The sequence below is a fragment of the Streptomyces sp. NPDC104814 genome, assembly GCF_055583185.1.
Map to the genome: position 1 here is coordinate 162351 of NZ_JBVJOL010000001.1, position 13233 is coordinate 175583.

A 13233-nucleotide genomic window follows, 5' to 3' on the forward strand; every position below is an offset into this window, starting at 1 on the left:
GATGAGTGCGAGTCGGAACGGGGGAACGGTGAACCGCTACGACGTCACCGATGAACAGTGGGAAGGGCTCGCCCAGGTCGTACCCCTGCGCGGACGCGACTCCTGGCCGTCAGCGGTCAACCACCGCTCCATGCCGGAGGCGGAGACCGAGATGCGGCGCCGTTTCGTGGTGCTGCGTGTCAACGTCTTCGCGGACGCCCGTGAGGTCGCCGAGACCCTGATGGCCGGCATCCCGGTCCTCCTCGACCTGACCGGCGCCGAGACGGAGGTCGCCAAGCGCGTCCTCGACTTCTCCACGGGCGTGGTCTTCGGCCTGGCCAGCGGCATGCACCGCGTCGACCGCAACGTGTTCCTCCTCACCCCGCACGGCACGGAGGTCAGCGGACTGATGGAGAACACGGGGCTCTCGGGGGGCTGAGCCGGCGGGGTCGGCGGGGGTGCGGTGCCCGGCACGGGCGGTGCGAGGAATCCCGGACGCGCAATCCCCGGACGGGGAGTTCCGGACGCGAAGTCGGGACGAGGAAGCCCGGACGCCGCGGTCGGGGGCCCGCGTCGCGTCCACGTTCCTCGTCCCCCGTTAGGAGGAAGATGACCTCGGCGGAACGGTTCGCTGGACCCGCGCGGGCCTAGCGTCCGCCGTATGGGCGTTTCTTCCGTTTCGTCGTTGTCCGTCTTCGAGGAGCCGGACGTGGTGAGGCCGATTCGGCCGCGGGTCACCGAGGTGCGGCTGTCCGCCTTCGCCGTGCACCGGCGGGTCGTCCTGCCCCTGGACGGTGCGTTCACGCTGCTCGCCGGACGCAGTGGCAGCGGCAAGTCGACCGCGCTGCGCGCCTACGCGGCACTCGCGCGGCTCGCCGGTGGCGCCGAACTCGGCGAGGCCTTCCCGGACCCGGTCTCGTGCGTGCCGGAGCGGGCCCGGCCCGACGCCCAGCGGCGGCGCGGATTCCGCATCGGCTGTACGGCGGACGGTCCCGTCGGTCCGGTACGGCTCGATCTCGCCGTCCAGGTCGAGCCCGACCTGCGCGTCGTGGGCGAGCGGCTCACCGCCGGCGGGACCGTCCTGCTGGAGACCGCGCTCGTCGATCCCGGGCGGCGCGCCGTGCAGGCCGCCTGGCACACCGCCGGCGCCGCCCCCGTGACACGCGCCCCGCTGCCCGACGACCGGCTCGGGACCGCCCTGCTGCCGTTGCGCGTCGCCGGCAAGACCGACGGGCAGCGCCGGGTGCTGGCCGCCGCCGAACAACTGGTCGTCGCGCTGCGCTCGGTGTTCGCCTGCGACCCGCGGCCCTCCCGGATGCGGGCGCCCGTGCCCAGCGGCTCCGGCCGGCTGCTCACCGGCTGCGACAACCTCGCCGACGTCCTGTGGCGCACCCGCGCCGAATGCGGCCGCCGGCACGCGGTACTCGTCGCGGCCCTGCGCTCCGGCTGCGCCGTGCCGGCGGCCGACGTGGTGGCCGAACCCCACAGCGACGGAACGGTGCGCGCCCGGCTGGAACGGGACGGCGGCACCCGTACGGATCTGGCCCGGCTCGGCGACGGCGAGCTGCGCTTTCTCGCGCTCGCCCTGGTGCTGGTCACCGGGCCCGGCATCCTGGAGGTCGACCCGGCCGGCGAGGTGCCGTCGGCTCTGCAGGCGCTGACCGTGCTCGCCGACGGATTCGACCGTTGCCTGGACGCGGGTCAGCGTGCCGAACTCGCCCGGCTGGCGGTGCGGATGGGCGAGCGCGGCCATCTGCGCTGTGTCGGCGCGGTGGCCGACGCCTCGTGGGCGGCGGGGATCGACGGCGTCACGGTGGTACACCTGAACCCGTGACGAAGCACCTCGATCTGGCGCAGTTGCAGCGCAGGCTGGCCGAGTTCGCGGCCGCCCGCAACTGGCAGCCGTACCACACGCCCAAGAACCTGGCGACCGCGCTGAGCGTGGAGGCCGCCGAACTGGTGGAGATCTTCCAGTGGTTGACGCCGGAGGAGTCGGCGGGGGTGATGGGCGACCCGCACACCGCGCACCGGGTCCGCGACGAGGTGGCCGACGTGCTCGCGTATCTGCTTCAGCTGTGCGAGGTGCTCGGTGTCGATCCGCTGACGGCTCTGGCGGAGAAGATCGAGCGGAACGAGGAGCGGTTCCCGGCGCCGGGGGATGGGGGCGGACAGGTCAAGGGTGGCGATACCGACTGAGGTTGGAGGAATTTCTTCCACTTTCACTCTCCGCAGTCGGCCGGGTGCCCGAAACCGATTTGTTGTCCGCAGATTTCCGCCTTCCTCTGGCTTTTCGCCCCACATGCCTTCACGCTGGGTAGTGAACAAGGGAGTTCGGGCAGACGTGCGAACGGCATGTCGGATCGTCACCCGGGGGCGCGTATGGACGCGGTGAGGCTCATCCTGACGAGCAGACGGGCGCTGGCGGCGAGCAGCGATCCGTCGCGGACCCTGCGGGAGGTCTGGCAGGCGCAGGCCCTCACCCAGGCGATCGGCAGCCGCCTCGCGGTCTCGGGTCCGCCCGAACTGCGCGGTGAGGCACTGGGGTTGACGGAACTGGCGGGACGTGGCTGCGGGGTGCTCGACCCGCCCGACCTCGACCCGGACGCGTTACGCGCCGCCCAGCTCACCGCCCTCGACGACGCCCGGCAGACGCTGCTCGCGCTCGACGCCCTGCTCGCCGACGTCGGTATCGCCCTCGTCGGCGTCGCCAGCGGGGCGGACGACGAGGGGACGTACTGGCAGTGCATGGAGGCGATCGACGCGACGGACGAATCCCGCGACCGGGTCCACTGGATGCTCCGCAAACTGGCGGGCCGCGAGGAGGCGTTACCGGAACGGTGAGCCGCGGAGGCGGGTGCGCATCGCCGTTGCGCCCGCCACTCGGCCGACCGCGCGCCGGGCCGCCTGCTGCCGACGGCCCGACGCTCGCCTTGTGGTGTCACGCTCCCGCCTGTGGTGTCACCGTGCCGGTGGAGCCGGCTCCCGCCCCCGCCCGGACGGCTCAGCTCGGCTCCGGGTCTTCGCGTGGAGCGCGTGGAACGCCGGGAGCGTGTGGCGTGCCTGCCGTCGACTGGAGGTCCGCGTCCAGTGCCGACAGGTCCGCGTTCAGCGCCGACATCAGTTCCTCCATCTGCTGCAGCAGCCCCTTCGGCTGGGCGACGCCCGGCACGGACTCTTCGGACATGACGGCCTCCTCGGCCCGCGGCCCCCCGCACGGGGACCGGCACGGTGACGCGACGGCGGCCACCGCCGGCGCGGGCGCCGGGCGGTCCGGCTCCGCCCGAGCCAACGATCACCGCCGGGGGCGGTCACTGGCCCGGTGGTCGCCCGTGCGCGGCGTTGACGTTTTTCACCCGGCCGGGGAGAGACGCACCGGGCGCCGGGGACCGGTGACGAGGCCGGCGCCCGCGGCGTGGAGGATGGAGGACATGGACCTTCGCATCTTCACCGAACCCCAGCAGGGCGCGACCTACGACACCCTCCTCACCGTGGCGAAGGCCACCGAGGACCTCGGCTTCGACGCCTTCTTCCGCTCCGACCACTATCTGAAGATGGGTGACGCCGACGGCCTCCCCGGCCCGACGGACGCCTGGATCACCCTCGCCGGCCTCGCCCGCGAGACCCGCCGTATCCGGCTCGGCACGCTGATGACCGCGGCCACCTTCCGGCTGCCCGGCGTCCTCGCCATCCAGGTCGCCCAGGTCGACCAGATGTCCGGCGGCCGCGTCGAACTCGGCCTCGGCGCGGGCTGGTTCGAGGAGGAGCACACCGCGTACGGCATCCCCTTCCCGAAGGAGAAGTTCGGCCGCCTGGAGGAGCAGCTGGAGATCGTCACCGGCCTGTGGAAGACACCGCAGGGCAAGACCTTCGACTTCCATGGCACCCACTACGAGCTCACCGGCTCGCCCGCGCTGCCCAAGCCGGCGCAGAGGAAGATCCCGGTCCTCATCGGCGGCCACGGCGCCACCCGCACACCGCGCCTCGCCGCCCGCTTCGCGGACGAGTTCAACATCCCCTTCGCCTCGGTCGAGGACAGCGAGCGGCAGTTCGGCCGGGTGCGCGCCGCCGCCGAGGCGATCGGCCGCAAGGCCGACGACCTCGTGTACTCCAACGCCCTCGTCGTCTGCGTCGGCCGTGACGACGCCGAGGTCGCCCGCCGCGCCGCCGTCATCGGCCGCGAGGTCGACGAGCTGAAGGCGAACGGTCTGGCCGGCTCCCCGGCCGAGGTCGTCGACAAGATCGGCCGGTACGCCGAGATCGGCTCACGCCGCGTCTACCTCCAGGTCCTCGACCTGCACGACCTGGACCACCTGGAGCTGATCTCGTCCCAGGTGCAGTCCCAGCTGTCGTAGGTCCCCCGCGGCCGGGCCCGCTGCGCGCGGGCCCGACCCCGTCCGGTCACCACCTCCCTCGCTCACAGCCTCCCTCCTTCCCTTATGGCTGGGTTCATTTGCCTAAAAGCTTTAGGCACCGGCATAATCGCTATCGGTAGAAGGAGGGAGCGTCATGGCACGCGCAGGGCTGACCGCCGAGCGTCTCGTCCGTGCGGGCGCCGAGCTCGCCGACGAGGTCGGTTTCGAGCAGGTGACCGTCTCGGCGCTCGCCCGGAGGTTCGACGTCAAGGTCGCGAGCCTGTACTCGCACCTGAAGAACTCCCAGGACCTCAAGACGGGCATCGCCCTGCTCGCGCTGGACGAACTCGCCGACCGGGCCGCCGACGCGCTCGCCGGCCGGGCCGGCAAGGACGCCCTGACCGCCCTCGCCGACACCTACCGCGACTACGCCCGCGAACACCCCGGCCGCTATGCCGCGACCCGCCTGCCCCTCGACCCCGAGACCGCGGCGGCGAGCGCGGGCGTGCGGCACGCGCGCATGACCCGGGCGCTGCTGCGCGGCTACGACCTGACCGAACCCGACCAGACCCACGCGGTCCGGCTGCTGGGCAGCGTCTTCCACGGTTACGTCAGCCTCGAGCTGGCCGGTGGCTTCGCGCACAGCGCCCCCGACAGCCAGGAGAGCTGGGAACGCGTCCTGGACGCCCTCGACGCCCTGCTGCGGAACTGGCCCGCACCCGGAGGACCCCGATGACCGCCGACCGGATCACCACCCCCGTCACCACCCCCCTCACCCCCGCCCATGTACGCGGAGCCCTCGAGCTGGAGCGCACCGCGCACGGGCTGCTGCCGCACCGCCTGCCCGCCCGGGCCCGCACCCAGAACGACGACCCGCAGCTCGCCCTCGCCGAGTCGCAGCCCAGCGGCGTCCGCCTGGCCCTGCGCACCCGCGCCACCGTGGTCGAGCTGGACGTGCTGGCGACCAAGCGCGTCTACCGCGGCGCGCCGCCCCGCCCGCACGGCGTGTACGAGCTGCTCGTCGACGGCCGTCCGGCCGGCCGCGCCACCGCGGACGACGGCAACACCGTCACCATCGACCTGTCCACCGGCGCCTCCGACATCCGCCCGGGCCCGGTGTGCACGCTGCGTTTCACCGGTCTGCCCGACCGGGACAAGGACGTCGAGATCTGGCTGCCGCACAACGAGCACACCGAGCTCGTCGCCCTGCGCACCGACGCCCCCGTGGAGCCCGCCCCCGACCTGGGCCGCCCGGTCTGGCTGCACCACGGCAGTTCCATCAGCCACGGCTCCGACGCGGACGGGCCCACCACCACCTGGCCGGCGCTCGCCGCCCGGCTCGCCGGAGTGGAGCTGATCAACCTCGGTTTCGGCGGCAGCGCGCTGCTCGACCCGTTCACCGCCCGCGCGATCCGGGACACCCCCGCCGATCTGATCACCCTCAAGATCGGGATCAATATCGTCAACCTCGATCTGATGCGCCGGCGCGCCTTCGGGCCGGCCGTCCACGGCTTCCTCGACACCGTCCGCGAGGGCCACCCGACGACACCGCTCACGGTCGTCTCCCCGCTGTACTGCCCGATGCACGAGGACACGCCAGGACCGGGCGCCTTCGACTTCGCGGCGCTCGCCGAGGGCCGGCTGAACTTCCGTGCCACGGGCGACCCGGCGGAGGTCGCCACCGGCAAACTGACCCTCGCCGTCATCCGCGAGGAGCTGTCCCGGATCGTCACCGAGCGCTCCGCCGACGACCCGCACCTGCGCTACCTCGACGGCCGTGAACTGTACGGCGAGGACGACCACGCCGAGCTGCCGCTGCCCGACGGGCTGCACCCGGACGGCGCCACCCACCGCCGTATCGGCACCCGGTTCGCGGAGGCCCTGCACAAGACGCTCCCGGAGGTCGTGGCGAAAACCGGTGGCCCGGCCGCCTGACGGCCGGGAAACTCGCTCACATGTTCCTGACCATCAGCACCACCGGCTCGGCGGAACGCCCCGCGACCGACCTCGGATTCCTGCTGCACAAGCATCCCGGGAAGGCGCAGGCGTTCTCCACCTCCTACGGCACCGCGCACGTCCTGTACCCCGAGGCGGACGCCGAGCGCTGCACGGCGGCGCTGCTGCTGGAGGTCGATCCGGTGGCGCTGGTGCGGCGGGGCAAGGGCAAGGGCCGCGGCGGCGCCCCCGACGCGGCCCTCGCGCAGTACGTCAACGACCGCCCGTACGCGGCGTCCTCCCTCCTGGCCGTCGCGCTGAGCAGTGTGTTCTCCAGCGCGATGCGCGGGGTGTGCACCGCCCGGCCCGAGCGCGCCGCCGAGCCGCTGCCACTGCGCATCGAGGTACCCGCGCTGCCCGCCCGCGGCGGCAGCGGTGTCGTACGCGCGCTCTTCGAGCCGCTCGGCTGGACGGTGAGCGCCGAACCGGTCGCCCTGGACGCCGAGTTCCCGGAGTGGGGCGACTCGCGGTACGTCCGTCTCGTCCTTGAGTCGCAGGCGCTGCGGCTGTCCGAGGCGCTGCGTCACCTGTACGTCCTGCTGCCCGTGCTGGACGACGCCAAGCACTACTGGGTCTCCGCCGACGAGGTCGACAAGCTGCTGCGGGCCGGCGAGGGCTGGCTGCCCGGCCACCCGGAGCACAAGCTGATCACCAGCCGCTTCCTGTCACGGCGCTGGTCGCTCACCCGGCAGGCGCTGGAGCGTCTGGAGCTGGTGCGGCTCGCCGAGTCCGATGACACGGACGTCGAGGAGATCGACAACGCGGTCGCCGCGGAGGCCGAGGAGGAGGAGAAGCCGGCCCCGCTCGCGGTGCAGCGCCGCGACGCCATCACGGCCGTCCTGCGGGAGAGGGGGGCCGCCCGCGTGCTCGACCTCGGCTGCGGGCAGGGCCAGTTGGTGCAGGCACTGCTGAAGGACGCGCGGTTCACCGAGATCGTCGGCGTCGATGTGTCGGTGCGGGCACTCACCATCGCCTCCCGCCGGCTGAAGCTGGACCGGATGGGCGAACGGCAGGCGGCGCGCGTCACGCTGCTCCAGGGCTCGCTGGCGTACACCGACACCCGGCTCAAGGGCTACGACGCGGCCGTGCTCAGCGAGGTGATCGAACACCTCGACCTGCCCCGGCTGCCCGCGCTGGAGTACGCGGTGTTCGGCTCCGCCCGCCCCCGCACGGTCGTCGTGACCACCCCGAACGTCGAGTACAACGTGCGCTGGGAGTCCTTGCCGGCCGGGCACGTCCGGCACGGCGACCACCGCTTCGAGTGGACCCGCGAGGAGTTCCGCGCCTGGGCGGCCACGGTCGCAGCACGGCACGGGTACGACGTGCAGTTCCAGCCCGTGGGCCCGGACGACCCCGAGGTCGGCCCGCCCACCCAGATGGCCGTGTTCCTCAAGAAGACCGAGAACACCGAGAACACCGGGAAGACCGAGAGCCGCGAGACGAGCGAGAGGCACAAGAAGGAGGCGACGGCGGCATGAGCGCGACCACCAGCACCGAAGGCCGGGCGCTGCCCGTCACCGACCTCTCCCTCGTCGTTCTCGTCGGCGCCTCCGGCTCGGGCAAGTCCACCTTCGCCCGCCGCCACTTCAAGCCCACCGAGGTCATCTCCTCCGACTTCTGCCGCGGTCTGGTGTCCGACGACGAGAACGACCAGAGCGCCACCCGCGACGCGTTCGACGTCCTGCACTACATCGCCGGCAAGCGGCTCGCCGCCGGCCGCCGCACCGTGGTGGACGCCACCAGCGTCCAGCAGGACGCCCGGCGGCAGCTGATCGACCTGGCCAAGCAGTACGACGTGCTGCCGATCGCCATCGTCCTCGACGTCCCCGAGGAGGTGTGCGCCGAGCGCAACGCCGCCCGCACCGACCGGGCCGGCATGCCGCGCCGGGTCATCCAGCGGCACATCCGCGAACTGCGGCGCTCCCTGCGCCACCTGGAGCGCGAGGGCTTCCGCAAGGTGCACGTCCTGCGGGGCGTGGACGAGATCGAGCGGGCCACCGTCGTCACCGAGAAGCGGTTCAACGACCTCACGCACCTCACCGGCCCGTTCGACATCGTCGGCGACATCCACGGCTGCTCCGCCGAACTGGAGGCGCTGCTGTCCAAGCTGGGCTACGTCGACGGCGTCCACCCCGAGGGCCGTACCGCCGTGTTCGTCGGCGACCTCGTCGACCGCGGACCGGACAGCCCGGGAGTGCTGCGCCGTGTGATGTCCATGGTGAAGACGGGCAACGCGCTGTGCGTGCCCGGCAACCACGAGAACAAGTTCGGCCGACACCTCAAGGGCCGCGCCGTCCAGCACACGCACGGTCTCGCCGAGACGATCGCGCAGATGGACGGCGAGAGCGAGGAGTTCACGCGGGAGGTACGGGAGTTCATCGAGGGCCTGGTCAGCCACTACGTCCTCGACGGCGGCCGGCTCGTCGTCTGCCACGCCGGTCTGCCGGAGAAGTACCACGGCCGCACCTCCGGCCGGGTCCGCTCGCACGCCCTGTACGGCGAGACCACCGGCGAGACCGACGAGTTCGGGCTGCCGGTGCGCTACCCGTGGGCCGAGGACTACCGCGGCCGGGCCGCCGTGGTCTACGGCCACACACCCGTCCCGGAGGCCACCTGGCTCAACAACACGATCTGCCTGGACACCGGCGCCGTGTTCGGCGGCAAGCTGACCGCGCTGCGCTGGCCGGAGCGGGAGCTGGTCGACGTACCGGCGGAGCGGGTCTGGTACGAGCCGGTCAAGCCGCTGCGCGCCGAGGCGCCCGGCGGCCACGACGGCCGGCCGCTGGACCTGGCCGACGTGCAGGGCCGCCGTGCGGTGGAGACCCGGCACGCCGGACGGGTCGCCGTCCGTGAGGAGAACGCGGCCGCCGCGCTGGAGGTGATGAGCCGCTTCGCGACGGACCCGCGGCTGCTGCCGTACCTGCCGCCGACCATGGCGCCGACCCCGACCAGCAAGCTCGAGGGCTACCTGGAGCACCCGGTGGAGGCGTTCGCGAGTTACGCGGCGGACGGGGTCGAGCGGGTCGTGTGCGAGGAGAAGCACATGGGCTCGCGGGCCGTGGCCCTGGTGTGCCGGGACGCGGAGACCGCCCGCAAGCGGTTCGGGGTGGACGGGCCCACCGGGTCCCTCTACACCCGTACCGGCCGGCCGTTCTTCGGCGACGAGTCGGTCACCGAGCAGATCCTCGACCGGCTGCGCACCGCGATCGGCGAGGCCGGCCTGTGGACCGGCCTGGACACCGACTGGCTGCTGCTGGACGCCGAGCTGATGCCGTGGTCGCTGAAGGCGTCCGGGCTGCTGCGGTCGCAGTACGCCGCCGTCGGCGCCGCGTCGGGCGCGGTGTTCCCCGGCGCGCTGGCCGCGCTGGAGGCCGCCGCGAGCAGGGGCGTCGAGGTCACGGACCTGTTGGCCCGCCAGCGGGAACGGGCCGCGGACGCCGCCGCGTTCACCGAGGCGTACCGCCGCTACTGCTGGACCACCGACGGACTGGACGGGGTACGCCTGGCGCCGTTCCAGATCCTGGCGGTCCAGGGCCGCAGCCTCGCCGCCCTGCCGCACGACGAGCAACTCGCCCTGCTCGACCGGCTGGTGGAGCACGACAGCACCGGTCTGCTGCAGACCACCCGGCGGCTGTACGTCGACACCGGCGACCCGGAGTCGGTGCGGGCGGGCGTCGACTGGTGGCTGGAGATGACCGGCCGTGGCGGCGAGGGCATGGTCGTCAAGCCGCTGGGCGCGCTGGTGCGCGGCCCGGAGGGCCGGCTGGTGCAGCCCGGCATCAAGTGCCGCGGCCGCGAGTACCTGCGGATCATCTACGGCCCGGAGTACACGCGTCCGGAGCAGCTGGCGCGGCTGCGGCAGCGGTTCCTCAACCACAAGCGGTCGCTGGCGCTGCGCGAGTACGCCCTGGGCCTGGAGGCCCTGGACCGCCTCGCGGAGGGCGAGCCGCTGTGGCGGGTGCACGAGGCGGTGTTCGGTGTACTGGCGCTGGAGTCGGAGCCGGTGGACCCGCGTCTGTGAGCCGTCACGGCGGCGGCCGCCGTGTTCCCTCCGCCGTGCGTGGCCCTGCCGACGGGCGGGCGCGGGCCGGTTGTGGCTGCTCGCGCACTTCCCCGCGCCCCTTCGGCGCGTGGCCGGCGCCCGGCGGTAACCGGCCGCCCGAGCGATCGGTTCCGGCCAGGTCGTCCCCGCTGGGGCGGTCCTGGCCGGACATCGTGACGCAGGTCCCGTTCGTCCCTGGTTAACCGCTGGTAGCCGTGCTAACTTCGCTGGTCGGTCAGGCAGGTGAACCGGCTCAGGGGGAAAGTCGGTGAATACAGGCGCGGGGTCGGTCGGACCCGAGGACGCATCCGGGTACGCGCAGGGCGTGGGCCTGCTGTTACGTCTCACCGACGCGCTGTGCGAGCTGAGCTGCATGGAGGACGCGCAGGGGCGGGTCCAGTTCGCCGCGATCCTCGGTGACCACCTGCGCCGCCCGATCGACCTCCGCGGTGTGAAACAGCGCGAGGACGTCGTGACCCTGGTGCGCGCCGCACTGAACGTCGAGGGCGGCGAGCGCGTGCTCGTGGGCATGGTGCGCGTCTTCGAGGGGGGCCCGGCCGGCGACCGGCTCGACCGGCTGCTGGAACCCGCCGCCCCGCCGGTGCAGGACGACCTGCTGCCCGGCCCGCTCACCCGTGTCGACGAGAACAGCGCACGCGCCGTCCTCGCCAAGGGCGACCTGCCCGCCGGCCGGCTCCGCGACGACCTCGTCCAGGAACTCAACGGACTCTTCCTGCCCCTCGGCCTCACTCCCGACCAGCTCTTCGGCTACGTCCTGGAGTGCAACGCCCAGCCCGACGGCCTCCCGCCCGCCGTGCTCCTCCTCGACCGGGCCGCCGCCCTCGCCACCACGCCCGCCCACCGCACCGCCCTGTCCGGCTGGGCCGACGACTGGGCCCGCCGCGCCGGTCTCACCGCGCAGCTCGAACAGCGCCGCGGCACCCGCCCCGCGGCGGCCGGCGACCCCGACATCCCGCGCTGCCTCGTCGTCGCCGTCGAACCCGCCCGCGACGGCACCGGCGAAGTGCTGGTGCGCCCCTGGCTCAACACCGTCCCCGGCCACTGGGACCCGCAGCCCTGCGAGCCCGTCACCACCACCCTCGACGGCCTCGGCCCCGCCGTCGAAGCGGCCCTGCGGCAGGGCGCCCGATTGTGGACCGTGCCGCCCGAGCCGCACCCGAGCGGACGCCGGCCCCCGCCGCCGTACGTCGAGTTCGTCCTGCCCTACGACCTGCTCAACCACGATGTGGCCGCGCTGCCCCACCGGATCGGCGACGGACGCCCGCTCGCGCTCGGCACCCGCTACGGGATCCATCTGCGGTCCCTGGAGCGGATGCGCTCGCGGGACGGGGCGGTGCGCGAACAGTGGCAGCAGCGCTGGGACACCCTGCGCCACGGCGGCGTCGGGGTGCACCACTGGAGCGAACCGGACGCCGAGCGGCTCGACGCGTGGCAGGCCGAACTCGCCGGGGAGACCTCCCACACGGCGGTCGTACTGGACGCCCCGGACACCGCACCCGCGCTGGAGGCGCTCAAGGCCGCCATCGCGGAAGGAATAGGGCTCGCCGTCTGGGACCGCAGGGGAGCGTTCCCGGAGGAGCGGCGGGAGGTGGTGACCGCCGTGTTCGCCGCCGTGCCCACCCCCGCACAGATCCCCGCCGTGGTGCACCGGCTGCGGCAGAGCGCCGCCCGCCACACCCAGGGGCCCGGCCGACTTCTCGGCCGGCACATCGGCTTCTTCTGGGACGATCCGACCCGGCTCGTCGACCTTCAGACCACCGATCCCGGCGACATCGCCGGCGAGGAGGCACCGGCATGAGCGCGCAGGAGCACACGGCAGGCCGCGGCTGGCGCGTCTTCGACGCCACCGGCCGGCCCCCGGCCGCCCCGCCCCCCTTGCCGGAACCCCCGCCCTGGCGCCGGTTCCGCGGCGGGCCGCCGCAGCCGGCGCCGCCCGACGACCCCGAGGCCGCCCAGCGCCGCCTGGGGCCCGGCGACCTCGCCCCGCAGCTCGACGCCGACGAGATCGACGTCGTCAACGCCGCGCTGGTGCTGCGCAGGCCCCTGCTGATCACAGGCCCGCCCGGCGTCGGCAAGTCCACCCTCGCCTATCTGATCGCCCGCGAACTGGGCCTCGGCCGGGTGCTGGAGTGGAACATCGTCAGCCGCACCACCCTCAGGGACGGCCTGTACGTCCATGACGCCATGGGCCGCGCCCAGGCGATCGCGGCCTGGCAGGCCGCACTGCCGGGCGCCGATGCCGCGGCAGACCCAAGAGAGAGTCAACTCCCGCCTCAACTGGGTGACTTCGTCACCTTGGGGCCCCTGGGCACCGCCCTGCTGCCCTACGATCGTCCCCGGGTGCTGCTTGTCGACGAACTCGACAAGAGCGACATCGACCTGCCCAACGACCTGCTGCACGTCCTGGAGAACGGAAGTTATGACGTCCCGGAGCTGGTGCGCGACGCCGCCGACACGGCACGCGTCCACACCAGCGACCCCGGGGGCCGCGCCGAGGTGCGGCACGGGCGCGTGGAGTGCCGGGAGTTCCCCGTCGTGGTGATCACCAGCAACGGCGAACGTGAGTTTCCGGCCGCTTTCCGGCGCCGGTGCCTGCCCCTGGAGATGCGTCCGCCCGGCCGCGAGCGGCTGCTGGCGATGATCGAGGGACACCTCGGCACCCTGCCCGAGGGTGCCGAGGAGCTGGTGGAGGAGTTCGTCCACCGCGTCCAGGCGGGCGGCACCCACAGCCTGGATCAGCTACTCAACGCCGTCCAGATGACTACTGCGGGTGGTTTCCAGACCGATGGCGACGGGCGTAAGCTCGTCGAAACGCTGCTCCGCGACCTCGCGAAGGGCCGCTGA

General features: G+C 73.2%; 12 protein-coding genes. 11 read left to right on the plus strand and 1 reads right to left on the minus strand.

Going from position 1 to position 13233, the window contains the following annotated elements:
* Position 1 precedes the first annotated feature (1 nt).
* The 4 genes from ACZ64A_RS00665 to ACZ64A_RS00680 all read left to right on the plus strand — a co-directional run bounded on the left by ACZ64A_RS00665 (position 2) and on the right by ACZ64A_RS00680 (position 2820).
* Positions 2 to 418 carry a cell division protein SepF gene (locus ACZ64A_RS00665; protein ID WP_469807255.1) on the plus strand — a complete coding sequence of 139 codons (417 nt, stop codon included), beginning with the start codon at positions 2 to 4 and terminating at the stop codon, positions 416 to 418.
* A 222-nt stretch (positions 419 to 640) separates the two neighbouring features.
* Positions 641 to 1813 (plus strand): AAA family ATPase, encoded by a 1173-nt coding sequence (locus ACZ64A_RS00670; RefSeq protein WP_469807256.1) that lies wholly within the window; start codon positions 641 to 643, stop codon positions 1811 to 1813.
* Complete coding sequence (locus tag ACZ64A_RS00675) at positions 1810 to 2175, plus strand: nucleotide pyrophosphohydrolase (protein ID WP_469807258.1); 366 nt, start codon at positions 1810 to 1812, stop codon at positions 2173 to 2175. The genes ACZ64A_RS00670 and ACZ64A_RS00675 overlap by 4 nt, the downstream gene beginning before the upstream one ends.
* 183 nt (positions 2176 to 2358) lie before the next feature.
* Positions 2359 to 2820: a DUF6099 family protein gene (locus tag ACZ64A_RS00680; protein ID WP_469807260.1), complete on the plus strand. Its 462-nt coding sequence runs from the start codon at positions 2359 to 2361 to the stop codon at positions 2818 to 2820.
* A 160-nt stretch (positions 2821 to 2980) separates the two neighbouring features.
* Here ACZ64A_RS00680 and ACZ64A_RS00685 read toward each other — a convergent pair whose 3' ends face one another.
* Positions 2981 to 3163 (minus strand): hypothetical protein, encoded by a 183-nt coding sequence (locus ACZ64A_RS00685; protein ID WP_469807261.1) that lies wholly within the window; start codon positions 3161 to 3163, stop codon positions 2981 to 2983.
* A 244-nt stretch (positions 3164 to 3407) separates the two neighbouring features.
* Between ACZ64A_RS00685 and ACZ64A_RS00690 the strand changes: the two genes are divergently transcribed.
* From ACZ64A_RS00690 to ACZ64A_RS00720, 7 genes are all read left to right on the plus strand, one after another.
* Positions 3408 to 4331 carry an LLM class F420-dependent oxidoreductase gene (locus ACZ64A_RS00690; protein ID WP_469807262.1) on the plus strand — a complete coding sequence of 308 codons (924 nt, stop codon included), beginning with the start codon at positions 3408 to 3410 and terminating at the stop codon, positions 4329 to 4331.
* A gap of 154 nt (positions 4332 to 4485) precedes the next feature.
* Positions 4486 to 5067: a TetR/AcrR family transcriptional regulator gene (locus ACZ64A_RS00695; RefSeq protein ID WP_469807264.1), complete on the plus strand. Its 582-nt coding sequence runs from the start codon at positions 4486 to 4488 to the stop codon at positions 5065 to 5067.
* Positions 5064 to 6266: an SGNH/GDSL hydrolase family protein gene (locus ACZ64A_RS00700; protein ID WP_469807266.1), complete on the plus strand. Its 1203-nt coding sequence runs from the start codon at positions 5064 to 5066 to the stop codon at positions 6264 to 6266. The genes ACZ64A_RS00695 and ACZ64A_RS00700 overlap by 4 nt, the downstream gene beginning before the upstream one ends.
* Positions 6267 to 6286: 20 nt before the next feature.
* Positions 6287 to 7804, plus strand: a complete 1518-nt coding sequence (locus ACZ64A_RS00705) for a 3' terminal RNA ribose 2'-O-methyltransferase Hen1 (RefSeq protein ID WP_469807267.1) — start codon at positions 6287 to 6289, stop codon at positions 7802 to 7804.
* A complete protein-coding gene (locus tag ACZ64A_RS00710) occupies positions 7801 to 10347 on the plus strand; it encodes a polynucleotide kinase-phosphatase (RefSeq protein WP_469807269.1) in 2547 nt (848 codons plus the stop codon). Before ACZ64A_RS00705 ends, ACZ64A_RS00710 begins: the two co-directional genes overlap by 4 nt.
* 289 nt (positions 10348 to 10636) lie before the next feature.
* A complete protein-coding gene (locus ACZ64A_RS00715) occupies positions 10637 to 12187 on the plus strand; it encodes a VMAP-C domain-containing protein (RefSeq protein ID WP_469807271.1) in 1551 nt (516 codons plus the stop codon).
* Positions 12184 to 13233, plus strand: coding sequence for an AAA family ATPase (locus ACZ64A_RS00720; RefSeq protein ID WP_469807273.1), 1050 nt, complete (start codon positions 12184 to 12186; stop codon positions 13231 to 13233). The genes ACZ64A_RS00715 and ACZ64A_RS00720 overlap by 4 nt, the downstream gene beginning before the upstream one ends.